This window comes from Lewinella cohaerens DSM 23179 (assembly GCF_000379805.1).
GTDB classification, from domain to species: Bacteria; Bacteroidota; Bacteroidia; order Chitinophagales; family Saprospiraceae; genus Lewinella; species Lewinella cohaerens.
Genome location: NZ_KB903531.1, coordinates 534,860 through 556,660 on the forward strand (window position 1 = coordinate 534,860; position 21,801 = coordinate 556,660).

Annotated in this window: 17 protein-coding genes; 6 read left to right on the top strand and 11 right to left on the bottom strand. The window is 45.0% G+C overall.

What is annotated here, in order from left to right; all coding sequences use genetic code 11:
* Positions 1-14: 14 nt before the first annotated feature.
* The 3 genes from A3EU_RS0102045 to A3EU_RS0102055 all read right to left on the bottom strand — a co-directional run bounded on the left by A3EU_RS0102045 (position 15) and on the right by A3EU_RS0102055 (position 4,852).
* Complete coding sequence (locus A3EU_RS0102045) at positions 15-2,678, bottom strand: TonB-dependent receptor (RefSeq protein ID WP_083937217.1); 2,664 nt, start codon at positions 2,676-2,678, stop codon at positions 15-17.
* Positions 2,679-2,959: 281 nt separating this feature from the next.
* Complete coding sequence (locus A3EU_RS0102050) at positions 2,960-3,910, bottom strand: FecR family protein (protein ID WP_026211181.1); 951 nt, start codon at positions 3,908-3,910, stop codon at positions 2,960-2,962.
* A 336-nt stretch (positions 3,911-4,246) separates the two neighbouring features.
* The gene (locus tag A3EU_RS0102055; RefSeq protein WP_425412629.1) at positions 4,247-4,852 is read right to left on the bottom strand and encodes an RNA polymerase sigma-70 factor; all 606 of its coding nucleotides are present in this window, start codon (positions 4,850-4,852) and stop codon (positions 4,247-4,249) included.
* Positions 4,853-5,052: 200 nt separating this feature from the next.
* On the opposite strand from A3EU_RS0102055, the gene A3EU_RS34940 reads away from it, so the two are divergent.
* Positions 5,053-6,831, top strand: coding sequence for an alanine/glycine:cation symporter family protein (locus tag A3EU_RS34940; protein WP_020534459.1), 1,779 nt, complete (start codon positions 5,053-5,055; stop codon positions 6,829-6,831).
* 260 nt (positions 6,832-7,091) lie between these two features.
* Here A3EU_RS34940 and A3EU_RS32385 read toward each other — a convergent pair whose 3' ends face one another.
* From A3EU_RS32385 to A3EU_RS32395, 3 genes are all read right to left on the bottom strand, one after another.
* Positions 7,092-8,183: a hypothetical protein gene (locus A3EU_RS32385; RefSeq protein ID WP_245569326.1), complete on the bottom strand. Its 1,092-nt coding sequence runs from the start codon at positions 8,181-8,183 to the stop codon at positions 7,092-7,094.
* Between the two features lie 71 nt (positions 8,184-8,254).
* A complete protein-coding gene (locus A3EU_RS32390; protein WP_020534461.1) occupies positions 8,255-9,376 on the bottom strand; it encodes a hypothetical protein in 1,122 nt (373 codons plus the stop codon).
* A 38-nt stretch (positions 9,377-9,414) separates the two neighbouring features.
* Positions 9,415-10,539, bottom strand: coding sequence for a hypothetical protein (locus A3EU_RS32395; RefSeq protein ID WP_020534462.1), 1,125 nt, complete (start codon positions 10,537-10,539; stop codon positions 9,415-9,417).
* 72 nt (positions 10,540-10,611) lie between these two features.
* On the opposite strand from A3EU_RS32395, the gene A3EU_RS0102080 reads away from it, so the two are divergent.
* Positions 10,612-10,809 carry a Uma2 family endonuclease gene (locus tag A3EU_RS0102080; protein ID WP_020534463.1) on the top strand — a complete coding sequence of 66 codons (198 nt, stop codon included), beginning with the start codon at positions 10,612-10,614 and terminating at the stop codon, positions 10,807-10,809.
* Here the strand turns inward: A3EU_RS0102080 and A3EU_RS32400 are convergent.
* Both A3EU_RS32400 and A3EU_RS0102090 read right to left on the bottom strand, forming a co-directional pair.
* Complete coding sequence (locus A3EU_RS32400; RefSeq protein ID WP_052331273.1) at positions 10,806-12,428, bottom strand: S8/S53 family peptidase; 1,623 nt, start codon at positions 12,426-12,428, stop codon at positions 10,806-10,808. The genes A3EU_RS0102080 and A3EU_RS32400 overlap by 4 nt on opposite strands.
* A gap of 102 nt (positions 12,429-12,530) precedes the next feature.
* Positions 12,531-13,319: a helical backbone metal receptor gene (locus A3EU_RS0102090; RefSeq protein WP_020534465.1), complete on the bottom strand. Its 789-nt coding sequence runs from the start codon at positions 13,317-13,319 to the stop codon at positions 12,531-12,533.
* A 53-nt stretch (positions 13,320-13,372) separates the two neighbouring features.
* Here A3EU_RS0102090 and A3EU_RS0102095 point away from each other — a divergent pair, with 53 nt between their 5' ends.
* Positions 13,373-15,682: an acyl-CoA dehydrogenase family protein gene (locus A3EU_RS0102095; protein WP_020534466.1), complete on the top strand. Its 2,310-nt coding sequence runs from the start codon at positions 13,373-13,375 to the stop codon at positions 15,680-15,682.
* A 252-nt stretch (positions 15,683-15,934) separates the two neighbouring features.
* On the opposite strand, the gene A3EU_RS0102105 is transcribed toward A3EU_RS0102095, so the two are convergent.
* Both A3EU_RS0102105 and A3EU_RS29105 read right to left on the bottom strand, forming a co-directional pair.
* The gene (locus tag A3EU_RS0102105) at positions 15,935-16,804 is read right to left on the bottom strand and encodes a DUF6252 domain-containing protein (RefSeq protein WP_020534467.1); all 870 of its coding nucleotides are present in this window, start codon (positions 16,802-16,804) and stop codon (positions 15,935-15,937) included.
* A 239-nt stretch (positions 16,805-17,043) separates the two neighbouring features.
* Positions 17,044-17,568 carry a SixA phosphatase family protein gene (locus A3EU_RS29105; RefSeq protein ID WP_020534468.1) on the bottom strand — a complete coding sequence of 175 codons (525 nt, stop codon included), beginning with the start codon at positions 17,566-17,568 and terminating at the stop codon, positions 17,044-17,046.
* A 197-nt stretch (positions 17,569-17,765) separates the two neighbouring features.
* Between A3EU_RS29105 and A3EU_RS29110 the strand changes: the two genes are divergently transcribed.
* The 3 genes from A3EU_RS29110 to argE all read left to right on the top strand — a co-directional run bounded on the left by A3EU_RS29110 (position 17,766) and on the right by argE (position 21,288).
* Complete coding sequence (locus tag A3EU_RS29110; RefSeq protein ID WP_020534469.1) at positions 17,766-18,674, top strand: glutamate--tRNA ligase family protein; 909 nt, start codon at positions 17,766-17,768, stop codon at positions 18,672-18,674.
* Positions 18,671-20,071, top strand: a complete 1,401-nt coding sequence (locus tag A3EU_RS0102120) for a YfcC family protein (RefSeq protein ID WP_020534470.1) — start codon at positions 18,671-18,673, stop codon at positions 20,069-20,071. The genes A3EU_RS29110 and A3EU_RS0102120 overlap by 4 nt, the downstream gene beginning before the upstream one ends.
* Positions 20,072-20,136: 65 nt before the next feature.
* Positions 20,137-21,288: an acetylornithine deacetylase gene (gene argE / locus A3EU_RS0102125; protein WP_020534471.1), complete on the top strand. Its 1,152-nt coding sequence runs from the start codon at positions 20,137-20,139 to the stop codon at positions 21,286-21,288.
* A gap of 22 nt (positions 21,289-21,310) precedes the next feature.
* Here argE and A3EU_RS34125 read toward each other — a convergent pair whose 3' ends face one another.
* Positions 21,311-21,517 carry a hypothetical protein gene (locus tag A3EU_RS34125; RefSeq protein WP_156825613.1) on the bottom strand — a complete coding sequence of 69 codons (207 nt, stop codon included), beginning with the start codon at positions 21,515-21,517 and terminating at the stop codon, positions 21,311-21,313.
* Positions 21,518-21,801 lie beyond the last annotated feature (284 nt).

The following is a 21,801-nucleotide window of genomic DNA, read 5'->3' on the forward strand; positions in this document are numbered from 1 at the left end:
TATGTAGACGATGATCAAAAGCTGATTTTATAGCTTATAGAGGGTAATATTGGCGCCAATTGAACCTCTACAAAATCGTACTGCGTGCTTGGCGTGTTCTGCTGGCTGACTAAAGAACGGCGGACGTCATAATAGAGTGGGTTATTTCGGTTATAAAGGTTATAAATCCCGAGGTTTAGTTCGTGCCGATAACGCTTTTGTTGGTTCCATTCAAAGTGGAAATTAATATCCAGTCGGTGATAAGCTGGCATTCTGATATTGTTCTTTCTCTCCGGGTCTAATGCAATAGGATAAGGAGGAGATATCTCCCCTGGGACAATAGAGGCAAATTTTACGAGTGGCAGCGTGATCGCAAACCCCGAGGCATAGTCCCAATTAGCTGAAAAATAGCATGCTGGTGAAATTTGATAAATCGCCGCCAACTGGAAGTTGTGTCGTCGATCATAACGAAAAGGATATACCTTACCAAGGTTCAGTTCCTCAAACTGGCGCTCAGATTTTGACAGTGTATAACTCACCCACCCTGTTAATTTTCCTTTTACTTTTCGCAATTGCCATTCGGCCCCATATGCTTCTCCCTCGCCGGTAACTACATTTTCTTCCCAGTCTTCAAATCCTTCTACCCCTTCAAGAAAAGAAAGGATTCTATCCATCTTTTTATAATACACATCGCCCTGTAATTCCCAAGCGGGACTAATTTTATACTGATATCCTATGTTCGACATCCACGCTTCGGCAGGTTTTATCTTATCGGTACTCGGCACCCATATTTCAGTGGGTAAATTCACTGTTGTATTCCTGAGAAAGTGTAGATTTTGAACCATTCTACTCAAGGAGGCGCTTAATGCCCAACGCTGGTGTGGGAAATAATTTACGCTCAACCGGGGTTGCACCGAAAGGTGCCCTTTAGACCGTACGTACCACCACGCAAGATGTGCGCCAGCATTCCATTCCCAGTTGCTACTAAACTTACCTTTCCCTTCCAGGTAGGTACTTAGTTCTGTTGTATTAATGGTATTGTTCGCAAAGGGCTCCTCTCCGATAACTGGCAAATCAACAATCAAAGCCCCAGGTTTGAAAATCCGGCGATTGGCCCCTATTCCAAACCGAAACTCTTGCCGTGGGCTCACAATCAATTGCCAATCGGCTTTTAGCCCCAAATCCTGAATTCCTGAACGAAAGAGTCCCTTGATCAACAGCGAATCTCTTTGGTTGATCGAAGGCTCAAACGAAAGCTCTTCAAGGTTATAGAAAGACTCTTGATCAAGACCGCTGTAGGTTAAACTAAAATTGGCAAAAAGTTGGTCAGAAAACAAGTGATTCCAACGAAAACTGCCTACCGTATTTGTCCAGCTAAAGCCTTCACCGTAAGATTTATCGATATCATAATTCAGGGGTTCACCGCCCTGGCTTGTCAAGCTTAACACACTTGAGTTCGTAGTAAGGTCATCATAATTATCACGGCCTCGATAAAGGCTTAGAAATACCCGATTACGGTCAGAAAAAGTGTGGTTGTATTTGGCATTGATATCATAAAAGCGATAATCAGTGGCACCATTATCACCTTTTGATTCCTTAAACTTACGTGATTGTTCTTTTAATAAAAGGTGAACAAAGGACCAGCGACCGGAAAGCAAAAAAGAAGATCGCTCTTTAATAATTGGCCCTTCAAGGGTAAAACGGGAGGTTAATAAACCTGTAGATGCCTTACCCGACAGCGCCTGTTGATTGCCTTCTTTCATCCTGATATCAAGTACACTGGAAAGGCGACCACCATACCGTGCAGGAAAACCGGCTCTCAATAACTGAGCAGACCTTACTGCATCGCTATTGAAAATAGAGAACAAGCCAATCGCATGGTTTACGTAATACACCGGGACGCCATCTAGTAACACCAGGTTTTGACCAGCATCGCCGCCCCTGATTTGCAGACCTTCGGCACCATCAGCACCTGTTGTGACCCCTGGCAAGAGGAAAGCCGTACGAATTACATCCTGTTCGCCAACCAAGCTAGGCAACATTTGGGTTTCTCGTAAACCGATCAATTGGCCGGTAGCCAGTCCGGCAATAGGGTTTGCCGAAGTATCACGAGGATACACCACTACCTCATTCAAAGTAATACTGCCTTGCAAGGCTTTATTCAGCACCGTATTATCTGTAATATTCAAGGATTCTTCGAAACTCTCATACCCGAGGTAGGAAAGTCGAAGCTGCGCAGGGCCTCCTGGTAATTGGAGGCTAAAAAAGCCATATTCGTTACTTACAGTTCCTCTTTGCGAATAGCGATCATAGACATTGGCACCAATAAGATGCTCATTGGTTTCTCGATCAGTGATATAACCACTAATGGTATAGTAAGTGTCTACTTGGCTAGGAGCTAGGGGGATTAGTAGTATTTGTTCGCCAATGAGGCGATACCCTAAATTTGTTTCCTCCAACAAGGCAGGAAGCACGATACGGAGCGGCTGTTGGTTAAAATCAAAAGAAAAGAGCCCTTCGGGGAGAATATCATTGCGAAAACTAAGCTTTATCTCCTCTTGGTCAATCAACTGATAGAGGACAACTTCAAAAGGTTGTTCCTCAATTTGCAGGTTCACTCTCTTATTCAGCACCTCTTGGGCCTGTAAGGAGCACACACAACAGCCAAATACCAAAAGAATTATTAAGCTTTTTTTCATCTGGAATAGATCCTCGGTCGTAAAACACAACACTATCCAAAGATAAGTCGCTGGTGGCAGAGCGCCAAAGGCTATATAGAATGGTGCGAAAAAACTTCACCAATCCGCGACTTACGTCCTAGCTAATACAAAAATCTTCCAAAGGCCTAGCTGGCTTTTGGAAGATTGATGAGTACGCATTATAGATTTTTAAAAAACAGGAAATAGATACAAAACCTGTCTAGCAAACGAAAATGCGTGGTTTAAGGAAGTTCGCAAAAACAAAGAGATTTGCTTAGGCTTTAGTCGCAACTACCGCTTAGCTCATATTTGTTTCCTCCAACATCATTGATAGAAAGGCCAGTGAGACCTTCTAAGATATTTACAACCGTTGAGAAGTTCTCTTCTTGCCAATTGCCTGTAATTTCGCAATTTTGAATCGCTGCGGATTGCCAGACAAGGTCTACTTGATAGGCGCGCTCTATTTGCAGTAAGGCCTCTTCCAGTTGCGTATTCTTGAAGCTCAGTTGCCCCATACGCCAGTTTACACCGTAAAAAGGCCGGTCGGCAGCCGTATAAGTAGATAATGTGCTGTTTTCTAAAACTACGGCTTGCTCAGCTACAAGCACAACTTCCTGACTTTTATCCGTCAAGCTTTTCACAGCGACTTTACCAGTAGCCACTTCTACTTCCGTACGTGCCTGTCCGGGCATTTCACGAACATTGAAGCTCGTTCCCAGCACTTTTACTTCCGCATTGGTGGTGCGGATAATGAAAGGCTGTTCGGGGCGACGGTCAACGTCAAAGAAAGCTTCCCCTTCCAAGCGAATATTTCTTACATCTGCTTCATCAAGGTCATTACGATAACTAAGGTAGGTATTGCTATTGAGGGTGACGGTAGAACCATCAGGCAATACAACTTCGCGGGTTTCCCCCTCTCCGGTATGGAGCTCTGCCCAAGCGAAAGTGGGAGTAGTATCTGCCAGGAAGGTAGTCGTACCCCAAGCCACTAATGCCAAAACAACCGCAGCGGCTACAGCGCGCAACCATCGGGTAGAACTCATTTGCACCACCTTGGCTGGAGCTTCCTCCTCTTTAGCCATTCGATGCTTGAGGCGGGCAAGGCCAGCTTCCACATCAGGTTCAAAATTATCGCCCACCTTTTCACTGCCAGCCCATAACTGCTGCCAAAACCCCTCAGGCGCTTCAGCGGACTGCCCTCCGTTTTTACGAAGTTGTTCCCAGGATCTCATAGTATCTTTATTCTTCATTCCAGACGTACGTAATTCTTAGTATTGCGCAGAAAATAAACTGCGATTTCGTGCTGTTCCTTAGTTCAATCTACTGAGATACGTAATATCTCATTTGATTTAAGGTAAATGATATCCTACCTTTCATTAATAAAGACACCAAACTCAATCATAGCCCCTACCCTACGGTTGTCGGCTGGCTTACAATAAGAAGCAAAGCCTCAAAAAAGGCAAGTGCATTGCGCAAAAAACAAATTGAGCCTTCTCTTAGGTTTTTCAAATAGTTGGCACGCTTAAACTGAAACGCTTTGCCATCTTTTTGAAAAACGAAGGATCAATTTATTTTTGTGCTGTCCCTAAATAGGGGCTTAATTTTTCCCTCAGCATCCGCAAAGCTTTGGTCATTTGGTTCTCCACTGTTTTCACACTGATATCTAAATGACTTGCTATTTCTTTATTGCTCATCTCTTCAAACCGGCTCAGGCCAAATACTAGACGGCAACGTTCCGGCAAGTCACTTATGGCAATTTCAATCTGCACCTGTAATTCGTCGGCCTCTAGCTGCTGCACAGCACCTACTTGATCGCTGGCCAAATCGAAGGGCATAGCACTTTCATCATCCACGATCAGTCTTTGATCTCTAATATAATTGAGCGTACGATTCACTGCCGATCTTTTCAGATAGGCCCTCAATGACTGATTTATCTTCAATGTTGCCCGCTTACGCCACAATTCATAGAAAACTTCCTGCACCAAATCTTCCGCTAGGTTTCTATCACCAATTACCCGNAATACGGCTTGGCACAAGAAGGAGTAATGTGCACGAAACAAGTTATCCAGGGCCCATTCCTCCCCTTTATTGAGGGCAGCTAAGACGGCTTCTTCCGGGGGATTTGTCAACAACGAAACTATTGAATTGGTGAATAAGGGGAGAAAGTTAAGCAATCATAAGCAATGTTCCCCACTTGTTGGGCTACAAGTGTTAAAAATGGCTGTCAGAAGTCATAACAAGTCCTTTCTCTGGCAAAATATGCCGAACATTATTTTGGCGATTCCTCGGAAACCAATACCTTCCCGAGTCTTAAACAATCCTGGAGGACATTTATGGCACCTCCTAAGAAATAATTGAATTAGAAAAACCACAGATGAAGAAGACTGTACTCGCATTACTCGCTACCCTCGTACTCCCGCTGCTAAGCTATGCACAGGAGGCCAGTGGTGAAGCTGCACTGACGATTGACGAAAAAATCAACGCTATTTTTGCCCCCATTACAAAAGCAATAGAATCCGTTGTTTTCGTTTCTATTCCTTTAGGAGAAAAACTAAGCATTCCATTTGTACTTATATGGCTGGTCGTTGGCGCATTAGTGTTTACCATTTACATGGGCTTTATTCAATTTAGATCTTTTGGTCATGCGATTGATGTTGTACGTGGCAAATTTGATGACCCTAATGATCCCGGAGAAGTTTCGCACTTCCAGGCACTTACAGCAGCGCTATCTGGCACCGTTGGTGTAGGTAATATTGCTGGCGTAGCCTTTGCTGTGGCCATTGGTGGCCCTGGTGCTACCTTCTGGATGATTCTGGCGGGGTTATTAGGTATGGCTTCCAAATTCACGGAATGTACCTTGGGGGTAATGTACCGCAACGTGAACGCCGACGGTAGCGTATCAGGTGGCCCTATGTATTACCTTGAAAAAGGTTTCAAAGAAAAAGGAAAATCCTGGGGTAAGCTTGGCAAAGTGCTCGCCATACTTTTCGCTATCGCCTGTATCGGAGGTAGCTTCGGAGGAGGTAATATGGTACAAATCAACCAGGCTACCATTCAGCTTATTGATGTTACTGGTGGTGATTACCAAGCAGGAGATGTAGGTGTTTTACCGCTTACCTACCAAGGTGAAAACATTCTCCTCAATGAAATTGCTACCGTAGAGCAAATTTCAAAAAAAGAGATTCACGTTAGGCCTAACGACCTTACCAATGTTGACCTTCTGAGTCAGACCATCACTGATAGTGACGCTCGTATTAAGCTCAGTGTTGACAATGGCACCATTGTTACTACACGTAAGATTTCGCCATTATCGGGACAAGGATGGCTTTTCGGAGTAATCATGGCCCTTGTAGTAGGTGTTGTAATCATCGGTGGTATTAAATCTATTGCTAAAGTGACCGACAAGATCGTTCCTTTTATGGTAGGTATTTACGTTGCTGGAGCACTCGTCGTTTTGGGGTATCACATCGCTGACATTCCTGCTGCATTTGGGACTATCTTTTCAAGTGCTTTCAGTGGAGACGCCCTTTATGGTGGCTTCATTGGTGTTCTGATTCAGGGATTCCGTCGGGCAGCCTTCTCCAACGAAGCGGGTGTAGGTTCTGCATCTATCGCTCACTCAGCTGTAAAAACCGACGAGCCCGTGAGTGAAGGTATTGTAGCACTTTTAGAGCCTTTTATCGATACTGTTGTAATCTGTACAATGACGGCACTCGTAATTGTTGTAACTAACTACGGTGGTGTTGGTGCAGAATCTTCTTTCTACGGCCGTGAAGTAGTAGGTGATATTGGCCTTACTTCCAATTCTTTTGCGTCTGTGATCAGCTGGTTCCCAACCGTTCTTGGGGTAGCAGTGATTCTTTTCGCCCTTTCCACCATGATTTCCTGGTCTTACTACGGCCTGAAATCGTGGACTTATATCTTTGGCGAAAGCAAAACCAATGAGATTATCTACAAAGTACTCTTCTGTGGCTTTGTGATCGTAGGTTCTGCCATTTCTGCAAAAGCAGTATTTGACTTTGGAGACGCAATGATCTTTGCCATGTGTTTCCCTAACGTCTTCGGTCTTTATGTCTTGATGCCTAATGTCAGACGGGCATTCAGAGACTATATGGCACGCATTAAATCCGGCGAAATTAAGCGGGTTGACTAAGACTAAGTGTTTACAATAAACTAAAAAACGGCTAGTCGGGAATGCTCCTGGCTAGCCGTTTTTTTGTGGGTAGAATAAGCTGGACGTTCAGCATTTTCCCGAAAATCGTAAAGAGATGGTGTGGCGATTGTATCATCACTTTGGGTATAGTGTAGAGAGACTTAGAGCGTGTTGGGAACGAAAACATAAAGACCAGTTAACCAATCTTTTGGTTTAACACAAACCCGAAACATAAAGACCGGTTAACCAATCTTTTGGTTTTAGTATTTGATCAGATACAGGCCATTACTCACCGACATACAAAACCAATCCGTACCATCATCCAGTACCGGATCGTAACCACGAATCTGGCAGTCAGCAACAGAATCAGGGTACCCATTATTCATCGCCTCACTCAGGGAGGTCACACGCTGTCGCTGTCGCTCTATATTACGATCAAAAACCACCAGTTCCCACTTCTCGGCAGGGTAAGCATTCAGCGCATAAAGCATCGCATGAACAGACGGATACCCCGTACGCACCTCCTTTTCATCATCTAGCTGATAACTTTTTTCTACCAGTCTCCCGGAGGCAGACTGCTCAATATCAGAGAATACATTCGACAGAAAAATCTTCAAGGGTTCAAGCCCTGTGAAGTAGTCTTCAGAAGGCAACTTTAAATAAATGGTATTATCCTCCATCATCGAAGGAGTTTCCGTTTGGGTTATTATCACTGTTTTTGTAAGATTAGAACTTTGGTCAATCCCAAACGCTTCTTTTCCGCAATCGGGTAACATGATGAAAGCAGAGGCCTCATCCAGAAGCATATTCCCATTGGTAAAAAAAGCAGGGTCATCTTTTGGGTAGCAAGCTTCCAGCGTTATTACCGAGTAACTCGCCATCTCTGGCTTGATGATGAACGTATACACTTGCCAATCCTCGTGATCAATTACTGGAGACTCTGCTAATAATTCTTCCTTTCCGCACTGGCCTACCCCGCCCCAAATTTTAAGCCGCGTAGGGGTATTATAACGAGCAGGCGTCTTTCTTGCCCTACTCACTGAATAATAAGTATCCGATTTTGCTACAGCGAGACTAAATTGGTAACATTGGCCCTGTTTCAATACCTCCGTCAGGTAAGTACATGCCGATTCTGTGGTATTATTATCCCGCGTCACCATCCCCATGTAAGAGTTTCCCGCATATGGGACGGTGGATACCTGGAAGGCTGCCACTGGTCCTGTATCAGGAGGGGACTCATTTGCAGATCCGCAATTTATCCAACTAGGCGGAATCGTACTAAACTTGGGTTCCCCTTCAAATCCAGGGTTCAGCATCGTAATCACTTGGCCAGAAAGCAAAAATGTGGCCAAGAGAGTGCTTGTTAATAAAGAAGCGCGTAACATAAATACGAGTTGATTTTCAATAATTTAAACCTATCCTCCTACAACATCCGAAGGTACAAACCATTGGCTACCGATTTGTAGAACCAGTCTGTATCGTAATCCAATGCATCATTATAACCACTGACTTGACAATCGAAAATATAACTAAACAGCCAATCATCCATCGCTCCTTTCAGGGAAGTTACCCGTTGTTGCTGGCGCTCCTTATCCTTATCAAACACCACCAATTCCCACTCCTCGCCAGGGTAAGCATTCAATGCATAAGCCAGTGCGTGGGTGGCTGGATAGCCGCTGCGCAGTTCCTTTTCTCCCTCTATCTGATAAGATTCCTCTACAAGGTTCCCCTTAGCATTAAACTCAATGTCATCGAATATATTTGATATAAAACCTTTCAATAACTCGGGGCCAGAAAAGTAGTCCAGGCTCGGTAATATTAAATTAAGCGTGTTATCCTCTAGCACCGAAAAGACTTTTGCGGGGGTAGTTGTCACCTCTTTTGTAATATTGGTATCCTCTTGAATACCATATGTTTCTGCACCACAATCAGGTAAAAACACAAACGCAGAAGCATCATCTAACAATAGATTGCCATTGGTAGGAAAAAGAATATTCTCTTCGTAGAACACTTCAAGCACAATGTTAGAATAACTCTCTTCTAATGGTGATAAGATAAAAGTACAAACAACCCATAGCCCACGGTCAACAACAGAAGATGTAGCCAGTAATTCGCCCCTTTCACAAAGGTCATTACCGCCCCAAATTCTCAGACAAGTTGGTGCAATAAAATTTGCGGGCATATTCTTTTCGCGGCTCACGGAATAGTAACTCAAGGAACGAGCTAAAGAAATACTAAAAGCATAACATTTCCCCTTTTCCAAAGGCTGGCTAAGTGTTGTGCCTACTCCTTCCCAAGTATCATTATCCCTGGTCACTAAACCAAGGTAGGTATTACCCTCATAAGCAGGTAGGCTTACTTGAAACGTAAGTTCGGGTTGAATATCAGGGGGACTTTCTCCAGGTGGTCCACAATTAGTCCAAAACTGAGGTACATGGCTATGCCTAGGCATATCCTCAAATCCAGGATTAAGCATCGTAATCACTTGCCCAGAAAGCAAAAACGTGGCTAAGAAAGCCGTTGTCAATAAAAAAGCGCGTAACATAAATACGAGTTGATTATCAATTATTTAAACCCATCCTCCTACAACATCCTGAGGTACAATCCATTTGCTACCGACATACAGAACCAGGTCACCCCATCATGTTTCTCTGCATCATAAGTACTTACAACCAAACTGATATCACCAACACCTACCAACTGCCGCCCAAGTTCAAGTACTCGCATATCACTTCCCAATTCATCATAAGCATAGACCACCAATTCCCATTTTCGACCAGGATAAAACTGTAGCCCATGCTGCAAAGCATACCAGGCCGGATGGCCATTACGAACTTGTTGTTCACCAGACAGCTGAAATTGACGGATAGTCAGTTGGTTACCATCATCAAAGGCGAGGTCATTTAATGCATTGGCCGCAAAAGAACGGAGTGTTTCTTCATTATTGAAGTAAGTAGCCGTTGGTAATTTTAGCGCAACTATTTCCGAATTCGCATCGGTGCCTCTGGTATTTTCGCCAGAAATATTGACCACTTCGGAGCTTGATGACAATTCCGGCATCGTAAATCCTTCCAGTGTGCAGTTGGGTAAGCGGTCAAAGGCGGATGCGGCGTCTAACAACAGATTACCATTTGTAGCTTTAAGGATATTGTCTGGATAAAACACTTCCAAAATGATTGACGCGTAACTATTCTGCTGTGGTTTTAAAATAAAGGTATATAACCGCCAGTCTTCATGCGCTACAAGAGGTGATTCTGCCAATAACTCTTGCTGTAGGCAATTACCGTTGGAGCCCCAAATTCTTAGGCGGGCAGGGTCGGTATAGTTGGCAGGGCGGCCAGTAGCTCTACTCATCGACATGTAGGTCGTAGAACGGGCAAGTGCAAGACTAAAACGATAACAAACATTCGCCTCCAAAGGTGAGGTGAGATTGGCAGCAACGGATTCCCAGGTTTCATTGTCACGCGTCACTAAGCCCAGGTAGGTATTGCCTGCGTAAGGGCGATAATTCACTCCAAACATAGGCGATCTTTCAGGAAAGACATCAGGAGGTGATTCTCCCCGTGTACCACAATTGATCCAATGCTTTGGAGTAGTACTGTGAGCAGGAGTATCCTCAAAACTCGGATTCCGTAGGCTGATACGCTGAGCATTGAGACTCAGAGAAACAAAAAACAACAGAAAAAGTAAGGCTACAAGGTTTTTCATGAGCTGCGTATTTTGTCCAAAAATAAAACTTCTCCACCACTCCTCCTTCGAAAATCGATAAAAACAAATTCATTGAAGGAAATCAAACTTCCGCTTTACGCATTGGCAAAAATACCAGAGGTATGGATTATTGACTTAGCAAAGGAACGCGTAATTATCTATCAAGAACCCTTAGAGGAGGGATTCAAAAAGATGCACTCATTTAATGGGGAAGAAAAAATAGTAACTGGTTTGCCTATCTCCATCACGGCAAAAGGTATATTAGGCTAGAGCACAATCACCCTTTCCGTCACCCATTCTCCTCCTTTTCCAAAATTCAGGAAATAGACCCCTGCGGGTAGCGGGGCGGTATCAACCGTAAAAACACGCAAGCCCCCCTCTCCTACTTCCTCTTCTTGATGTTGTACTAATTGACCGAGCGCATTGTAGATTTCTGCGCGATAAGTTCCATTTTCCGGGGCATCATAACTAACCGTCAGGTTCCCTTTCACTGGATTAGGATAGACTTTATTGATCGCCAAAGGCTCCAATTGATTGCTGTAGGTGGCAATTAACTGTTCCATCGCGATACCGAGATTGAGGCGGCGACCGCTAAGGGTGCGACTTTCCAAAGAAGGGAGTAAGTCCCCGCTTTGTACAAGTAGGTCTTTAACCAAGAGGGCAGTCTCGGCTGGTTGGTTAATAGCGTTTATTTCTAAGCCCGCAACAGGGCCGCTATACATAAGGGCGATGGCTCCGGTCACATGTGGTGTAGCTGCACTATTGCCACCAAAAACGCCGTAGCTATTCCCGGGTTTCGTCGTAAAAGTCCCTTCTCCTGGGGCACCAATATCTACCGAGGTTTCGCCATAAGCAGAGTTGTTATACAGATTATCATCTTCATCAGTATTACAGGAGATCAGTAAATAATCAGACGCACAAGTCGCTGGCATATCTCCCACACTATCTACATTATACCGGTTATTATCAACGCCAGCACTGGACAGAATCCCAACTTCTCCCAAGAGGTCATACATACTGCCCCAAACAGGTTGCTGATCACACCAGATTCGTCCCTGACCAAAGCTGTTATTAGTCGTTACGACAAATGAACCTGATGTTCCATTGGACTCATTAAAACGTTGGCGTTGATCAATCACATACTCGTAGGCACTTACCAGGTCGGCAACACTACTAAAACTAAAAAGCATCAGGTCAACATCCCAATTGACACCGCTAACACCGATACCATTGTCTCCTTGTGCGCCAATGATAGACGCTGTTGACAAACCATGATTTCCTGGCGCTATATTGGGTGTATCCGAATAATAATCCCAGCCCATGAGATCATCTACATAACCATTGTTATCGTTATCAACACCATCACCTGGAACCTCAGCAGGGTTTACCCAAAGGTTGGGTGCAAGGTCTTCATGGCTTATTTCAAAACCACTATCCATAACGGCCACCACGATGTTTGTTCCTCCTTCGGTAGTACCTCCGGTGGTATGGCTCCACGCTGAAGGCGCATCAATAATAGACATATCCCATTGCCTAAAAAATTGATTATCATTAGGTTCAGCACGAAAATCTACAAAATAATTATACTGCACAGCATCTACAGATGCTAAACGCTGTACTTCTAAAAGTGCTTTTTCTGAAGAAATTTGATTTTCATCAAACGCCAATAAAATCAATGGGTGCCGTATTCCCAGTTCCTTGATCATACTCAAGGAACTGGCTCCTCCATCTTGTAAAAGGTTTTCTTTGACCCAATCCTCGACATTGGTGCCATCCGTCAAGCGAACGATGAGTTCTCCCCTGATTCGATCAGGGTGATCAATTTGTGCCGACAATGAAAAAAGGGTAGTAACCAATAATAGTGTAGTGAAAAAGCGCTTCGTATCCATGTGGTAAAATTCAATACTTAATTTATAGTTTGCCAAGGCAGTGTTTGTGATTTCTGCCTTGGCAGACTATAGCTTGACCCAAAAAACGTCAGAGATGGCAATTTAATTTGCTTCTCGCAAAATACGGAAATAGTCGGCCGAACGCAACAGTCGACTACCATACCAAGAAAACATTTCGCCGTCTACAAGACGAATTTTCGCATTTGGACACACCACTGACAATTCAGTCAAGTGCTTCTCTTTAAAAGGAAATGGCTCAGAGGAGAGTAATATCCATTCAGGATCAGCAGCAGCTAGTTCCTCCATCGTTACTTCTGGATAGCGATTTTGGTGGCCAAAAACATTTTCAAAACCTGCAACTTCCATCATCGCCTGGATAAAAGTATCTCCACCACTGACCATATAGGGCTTCCGCCAAATCAGATAAGCACAGGAGTGGGTGGGGAAACTTCTTAAGCTAGCAAAAGAGGTTTTTATCTTTAGCATCAAATCCTCAGCCGAGGTCCTTGTATTCGTTGCTTCGCCCACGCCAGCGATCATATTCAAAGCAGTTGACAGGTCAACAACTTTACTCACCCAAACAGGAAAGTCGACAGCCAGTGCTTCTACTTGTTCCCTGTCATTTTCTTCCTGATTGGCAATAATAAGATCAGGCTTTAGGCTGCGAATACGGTCGAGGTGCAGCTGCTTTGTTCCGCCAATAATTGTTTTCTCTTTTCGCCAGGAAGAGGGATGAACACAAAATTTGGTTATTCCTACCACGCTATCCCCCAATCCAAGATCAGCCAATAGCTCCGTCTGCGAAGGCACCAAGGATACAATCCGCTGTGGAGGATACACCTTTAAACTAACCGTTCGCTCCAATTGATCCAGCAACAACTTTTTATTCATGACAACAAAAGTACGTTCCTACTCCTTATATTGGAAAGAAATTCCCTAACCAGATGAGCCGTAACCCCCAAGTCAAATTATCTTTCTCTCCCGGTATCCGAGTGATGATCCCCTTATTGTATGCTGCCTGGTCTGACCGAGTGCTTACGCCATCGGAAGTAAAAACGCTCCAGGAAGAAGCTGCTCAGCTCAACTTCCTAACAGACAAGGACAAAGCACAGTTATTGCAATGGAGTAATCCGCGCCGGCCACCTGCCCGAGACTTATTCAAATTCTGGGAAATAAGCTGCCAGGAGGCCGCGACCCAACTACAAGGCGATGCGCAAAACCTGGCTAGTTTAGGGCTTATGTTGGCGGAAGAAAATACAACTCGCCCCGATTGGTTAAGTGAGCAGGATGAAAAGCATCTCCAACAGCTCGAACAATCACTCGGACAACTCAATGTTGCGACTTTCCGTAACCTCTTTCTTCCTGAAACCAGCGTCGTACATCAAGAAGAGACCGACAAAGCCACCTTCTCTGTCAGTGAGCTCGCAGCTCTACTAGACGGTGATTTTGCAGCTACCAAAGCAAAAACGCTCACCATCCTCCAAGATCCGGAGTTCCAGCTAAGACATATCCCCGTCAAGGAAGACCATCGAGAACAGGTTCTACAATGGTGCAAACTCCTGGCCAACCAAGGCATGGGTGCGCTCTCCTACCCTGAAGCACAGGGCGGAAAAGGCGATATGGGGCTCTACGCTGCTGTTTTTGAAACGCTCGGTTATCACAGCCTCAGCTTGTCGATTAAATTTGGGGTACAGTTTGGGCTTTGGGGAGGTAGTGTGCTCAACCTGGGCACCGAAAAGCACCACACCAAATACTTGCGAGCTACCGGAACACTGGAGCTAGCCGGATGCTTTGCGATGACCGAAACGGGGCATGGTTCAAATGTACGTGGCTTGGAAACTACCGCCACCTACGATTCCGCCACAGATGAACTCATCATCCACAGTCCGCGAGAAGAAGCGGGCAAAGAATACATAGGCAATGCACTACACAGCCGTGCAGCCAGCGTTTTTGCACAGCTGATTGTGAATGGTGAAAACCACGGTGTTCATGCCATCGTCGTCCCGCTTCGTAATGAACAACACGAATTACTCCCAGGCATCCGTGTAATAGACAATGGGTACAAGCTGGGATTAAACGGCGTAGACAATGGCCGAATTTGGTTTGATCAAGTATGTGTGCCTCGCGAAAATCTACTGGATCGCTTTGGGAAAATAACAGATGAGGGGCAGTACACGAGCCCCATTGAAAACCCATCAAGGCGTTTCTTTACCATGCTCGGCACATTGGTCGGCGGACGAGTTTGTGTCCCAAGGGCTGGATTGAGTGCCACCAAAAAAGCACTGGCCATCGCCATTCGTTATGCTGCCCAACGGCGTCAGTTTGCACCGTCTGCAATGGCTGCCGAAACGCCGATTCTAGACTACCCAAGTCATCAACGGCGACTTTTGCCATTATTGGCAAAGACTTACGCGGTGCAATTTGGTTTAGACCACCTGGCTGGTCGCTATTTGCATCGGGAAGAAGGAGAAATGCGTGAAATAGAAACGCTCGCAGCAGGCATGAAATCCTATGCTACCTGGTTTACTACTGCAGCCATTCAGGAGTGCCGTGAAGCATGTGGTGGCAAGGGGTATCTCGCCGAAAATCAATTTGCCGCACTCAAGGCAGATACCGATATTTTCACCACCTTCGAGGGCGATAACACCGTATTGATGCAGCTTGTGGCCAAGGGTTTGCTGACCGACTACAAACAATCCTTCCATGAAGATGGCAACATGGCCATCTTGAGAATGCTGGGGCAAAGGGTCAACACAGCCTTCTCGGAGACCAACCCTTTTGCCATCCGTAATACCGACGGAGGCCATTTACGTAGCACTGAATTTCAATTAGCGGCTTTCCAATTCCGTGAGAGACGGCTGCTTTTCTCTCTTGCTCAGCGGCTACGCGGGCACATCAAAGATGGCAAAAGCGCCTACGAGGCAGGCCTTATTTGTCAGACCCACATGCTGGCCCTGGCCGAAGCCTTTATTGAACGTGTAACACTAGAATCCACCGCTAAAGCTGTAAGTGAGGCGAAAGGAACTTCTATTTACAATATCCTTCGCAAACTGCGCTCACTATATGCCCTTCATACCATTGAAAAACACGCGGCCTGGTATCTCGAACAAGATTATCTAGCAGGTACCAAAAGTAAAGCCATCCGCAAGCAGGTAGATCAACTCTGTGGTGAACTTCGCCCCGAAGCGGTAGCATTGGTGGAAGCTTTTGGCATTCCGGAGTCACTCATTGCTGCGCCTATTGTTATGGATTAGGCAGGCTGTCCCCACTTTGAAAAGAATTGTCCATAGAGGCTCCGAGATTATTCCTAAACAAAAGAAAATAGGCCAGATCCATTCCTGAATCTGACCTATTTTTCTTTACTTTTTCATGCTTAAACCGTCAGGGGTAAGCCGCTAAAAAACCGCGTGAGCTATTGACTTTAAAGCTCAATATTTCTCTGACTGCAATCCCAGCAAGAAGTGTACTCATTTTATCGAATACTTTTACTGGGATGAATCAGAAAATTAGTAAACCAAGCTAAATTCTCCATTGGTTAAACTTACCGTATTGGTGCCCGTTCCACCATCGTCAGCAGCCTCAAAATCGAATGTTCCGCTAATCGTCTTATTGGCAAGATCATGTGAACTTATCGTCAATGTTCCACTGGTAGCACCGTAGGTCACAAGTGTTGGATTATTGATATTGTAAAGTCCAGTCACTGTGCCAAACAGCTGAAATGAATAAGTCCCCGCACTGATATCCTCTGGCAAACTAAAACCAACGGTTTGATCAACGGCTTGATCACTAGCAGAAATACTTAGCCGCCCAAAAGATACGCCTCCTGTTACAGAAACGGCGGTCCAGGGTTGACCATCTATATCGACGCTTAGCATGCTATCATCAGTCGGGGTCAGCGTTTCAGTATAGGTGATATCCGTAAATACACCATCGGTAATATCTATTTCCGATTGATCTACGGCACGAAAACAGAGTGACTCAAAAGTACCGCTGATGAGCATATTAGCAGTGTCTATACTGGTAATTACAACATTACCACCTGCTTGGGCACTGCCATTAGAGGTGTGTGCAGTAGCTCCCGTACTTTCGGTATAGGCAATAGCAGACAGAGAACCTTGATTGAGTTGAAAAGAGGTGACTTCTAACGTAGGATAATCGAGTGAAATAGCGATGGTCATGTCATCATTAGAGATACCAACTATTCCCATTCGACTCTGCTGATAGGAGCCTACAGGCATCTCCGCTTCCCAGCTTTCACCATTGACAGTAGCGGTCATCGTACCACTTATAGAAGGGCCGTCATCTTCATTACAGCCAAGAAATAATAGAGAAGTCGTACACAGCAAAAGCAGTGTTAACAATAGATTGTTTCGCATTATAAGAGCGCTTTAATTTAAAAATCAAATCCTTCAATAAGCGTTTCAGTAGTGAAACTTATTGCCTGTGGGCTCTTGCATTTTATGTTAAATTTCTCAAGAGCGTTGTACTTGCTGGTACTCGTACGGTCTTAAAATACAAGAAGCCACTCAAGTAGAACCTGGTGACTTCTGGCTTTTCGGACAATTTGCTCTATAAGGCCCAACGACGCTCTTCGCGTGACCTCAACAAAACGAGCCTAGTATTTCAAGCACATGGTCTTATGTTTTCCAACCATTGGCAGGGTTACCATCATAATATTTCCATATTCTGATTCATCAAAAGCAGGATAAGCTTGGGTTCCATCCAATAATCCTGCCAAGGTAGGCGTCGTATTGGAGTGCCCTACCACCAGTACCGTTTTACCTTGATATTCCTTTTGCAACTTTTTGGCGAAAGCCGGTAAATCACTTGGATCGTAATCCATAACAGGGAGGCCTTTTGAAACAGCTACGGGATCAGCTGTAAGTTCGGTACGCCGGTACTTGGTGCTAAACACAGCATCTAGCGGTACTGCTTCCAAAAGATCGGCAAGTTGACGAGCGCGTAACTGTCCTTCAGAAGTAAGGCCAGGGTCATCGCCCGTTTCTTTCTCCGCGTGACGTACTAAAAAGACGGTCAAAGGTTCAGTCGTCGCTACCTCTGACTGAGGGCTGGGCTGAGCAGGCGTCTGGCAAGAAACAGTACTCAATACAAATAAGCAGCAGATGGTCCAGCGAATCATAATATGGTTGGTTTTGGTTGATAATGCAACAAGGGCAATCTTGCAAAATGTGTTTTGACGAAAAAAGTTATCCTATAACTTAAGGAAAGGTCGGAAAATTAGCTTAATAATCCAGTATATAACCATTAATTTCAGCGTAACTATACCAAAATAGAATCCTCTACCAATTTGCGCAGCAACTTCCTATCTTTAGCCAAATGTTACCCAAATCTCTGCCCATTCCAATCCGGTCACGCCTTGCTCCAACCCCCAGTGGGTTATTGCATGCAGGTAATGCTTTGAATTTTATCCTTACGTGGTCGATCACAAGATCTCAAAATGGGCACCTTCTGCTACGCATTGATGATCTTGATAAAGCTCGCCGGAGAGACAAGTACATCAAGGATATTTTCCAAACCATTGATTGGTTAGGATTGGATTACGACGATGGTCCGCAAAGTGTCGAAGATTTTAAAAAAAATTGGTCGCAACATCTACGCCAGGAGCTTTATGACAAGGCTCTCCTAAAACTTAAAGAACAGGGGCATTTATTCGCTTGTAAATGCAGTCGGCGAGATATCCAGGCAATTTCCAAAGATGGGAGTTACCCAGGCACTTGTACCATGCGGCAGTTAGGTTTTGATCAAAAAAACATTGCCTGGCGTGTCCATCCTCCGCAGGGATCGCTACAACTTCCTATTCATCAGCTCGTAGGAGCCAATACCTCTCTGGAGCTAAAAGGAATTGACGCTTTTATTGTAAAACAAAAAGATGGCTTTCCTGCGTACCAACTCGGTTCGGTTATTGATGATGAACACTTTGCAATCAACACCATCATCCGGGGCTTAGACCTCCTTGACTCTACTCATTACCAACTTTATCTGGCTCACTTGATGGGCAAAACTGGTTTTCTCAATACCTATTTTTACCATCACGGTATGATCCTTGATGAGCAAGGCAAAAAACTATCTAAAAGCGAAAAAGCTACCGCTCTGCAAAGCTGGCGCGAGCAAGGACGCAAACCAGATGAATTATTCCAAAAAGCAGCCAACATTCTTGGCTTGAAAGGCCCTTGCAACAATGGCCAGATGTTGGTCAACATGCTAAAAGAAGAACTAACTATATGACAATTTTGAAGGATAAAAAAAAGTGGTACAATTATATTCCTCACCCCGTTGTAATGCTTTTTGGCATTCTGGTTTTAGCGGCCATTCTTACACATATTTTGCCCGCAGGCTTGTATGAACGTGAGGTATTTGGCGAACGCACCAGGGTTATTCCAGGGTCTTATCACACAGTAGCGTCCACACCCGTAGGTTTCTTTGGGTTGTTTAAAGCTTTTCCTGAAGGGTTCAAAACAGCCTCATCTATCATTTTTGTAGTGCTGACAAGTGGTATCATGTTTGGTATCCTGGAAAAAACCGGCACTATTGAAAACATGGTGGGTACCGCCATCAAGAAGCTAGGCCTTAAGCGGCGTTATCTGCTCGTTTTTCTACTCACCTATCTCTTTGGTTTATTAGGCGTCATTATTGGTTATGAAAACAATATCGCGATGGTTCCCATTGCTGCCGTAGTAGCACTTGCGCTGGGGGGAGACCTGATACTGGCGGCAGGCCTATCCGTAGGCGCCATTACCGTAGGCTTTGGGTTGTCGCCCGTCAATCCTTATACCGTTGGCATTGGTCATCAGATCGCAGAATTGCCTCTGTTCTCGGGTGCTCCTCTGCGAACAGCCTTATGTTTTCTAGCCCTTACTTTGATGGCTTGGTACAATGTCCGGTACTTCCGTAAACTGGTTACTCAACCAGAAAATGGCCTGGGAAATGGGTTAGATGAAGCAGGCTTGAAGCTATCTAAACAGTTGGAGGACTACACTATCAGTCCAAACAACGCACTGGTAGGTGGTGTTTTCTTGGCCGGTATCGGCATTATGCTTTACGGCATTTTCGTCCACCATTGGTACTTTACAGAAATATCTGCCATCTTCATCATGATTGCCATTGCTGCAGGAGTGGCCAACCGTATGTCGGGACAAGCCTTTAGCGAAACTGCGCTACGCTCAATAGGCGTAGTAGCTCCTGGTGCCTTCATGGTTGGCTATGCCACTACGATCAAAGAAGTACTGGAATTGGGGCAAATCAACGATACTATTTCCTACCAGTTATCGCTATTACTGACGGATCTTCCCACCACTGTTTCTGCCTGGGGTATGAGTATCTGTCAAAGCGTTATTAATCTCCTCATCCCTTCGGGAAGTGGCCAGGCCCTTGCTACTTTGCCTATTATGGTGCCATTGGGGGAAGTGCTCGGCCTAACACGCCAAACGACCATCCTGGCCTTTCAGATTGGCGACGGTGTTACTAACCTTTTCAATCCCGCTTTAGGAGGGCTCATCGCTATGCTCAGCTTATGCCGTGTGCCTTTTGATCGCTGGCTGCGCTTTATTCTTCCCTTAACTGGAATGTTGCTGATTTTGTCATGGCTGTTTTTGATGGGAGCGGTTTGGTTTGGATACGCTTAATAATATACCCCGTTTCTTACTATTATTTTTTTTGCCAACTTACTTTTGCCAAAAATTGACTATTTATGAATGCTCAAGAAATACTTGCACAACTTGTATCCTTTCCCGTACTGGGGGGAGAAAGCAACCTTACGATACTCAAATGGATCACTGACTACCTCGACAAATACGGGGTGAGTTACCAACTGGTGCCCAACGAAGAAGGGAACAAAGCCTCTTTGCACGCCCGGATTGGTCCAGCAGTAAATGATGGCATCATCCTCTCCGGGCACATGGATGTAGTACCCGTTGAAGGCCAGGATTGGCATACCGACCCTTTTGTGCTGACAGAAAAAGATGGAAAACTCTACGGCCGTGGCAGTTGCGATATGAAAGCCTACCTGGCTTGTGTCCTAGCTACAGTTCCCAAAATGGTAAAGGCTAAACTCAAGCGACCGATCTACCTTGCGTTTTCTTATGATGAAGAAGTAGGCTGTGTAGCTGCCCCTGAACTCATTCAGGCTATTACTGATTTTTATGAAGAGCAACCGAAGTATGCGATCATCGGTGAGCCTTCAGAACTACAGCCAGTGGTGGGGCAAAAAGGCATCTGTGTTTATAAAACAACCGTTTATGGTTCAGCTGGGCATAGTTCCAGGATTCGCAACGAAGTAAGTGCTATTCATGAAGCCGCACGTTTAGTCATTTGGCTTGAAGATAAAATGAATGCCCTCGTTGATGCCGGCCATACTGACGATCGCTTCACGCCCAACCATACCTCTTTGCACGTAGGGATGTTCAACGGCGGCATTGCACACAACGTCATCGCAGATGAATGTTCTTTCCTTTGGGATGTGCGTAATATACCCCAAGACAAAATTGAGGATATCCATCTCGATTTTGAAGCGCATTGTGCCAAGGTACTACCCTCGCTCAGAGAACGCTTTGGAGGTGCAAAAATCAAAACAGAAATGTACCATCCACTGGTGCCTGCTCTGGATACCCCTGAACATCTTGATATTGTTCCGCTGATCCAGCAGCTAAGTGGTGTTGACCAATTACAGACGGTTGCTTACGCAGCCGAAGCGGGGCAGTTCTCGGAAGGCGGCTATCAAAGTGTCATCTGCGGCCCCGGCTCAATTGCACAAGCTCACCGTGCTAACGAGTTTGTAAGTGTAGAACAGATGGTTAAAGGTGTTGCCTTTATCGAGCGTATTCTCGCCTACTCATGTGAGTAGGATTGTTTTCTGTCTTGTTTTTTTATCCTTTTATCGAAACAACAGGAACTAAAAAAGAAAAAGGATGATTATTAGGGTAATACTCATCCTGATCATCACCACAAGGTCCGAAAAACGCGCTTGAAACCCTGGACAATGGCGTGGTGAAAAGGTTGGAATACCTAAAGTCAACATTATCCTCAAATTTAGAAGGGAATTGAACTTCTACCACACACGAGACGACTGCCATTGGCGGTCGTTTTCTTTTTTTGGGGAGGTTTTCTGCCTCAACCGTATATGGTAGTCTGGAGACTACGCGACAAGCCTACATAATTCAAACGTGTCCCAACCATAGATCGTAGTGGTACGATTACCTCAAGTACTTGCCTGGAATAGCGATGCGAAGAAGAGTTGCCTATCAAAGGCTGAGCGAACGTTCCATGCATGGAGACGTGCATCCCACAGGATGCTGTGCGAGACTCCCCGTTTACCCCCGAACCACTATTGCTTTTATACATTGTTGTGCGTTCGCTC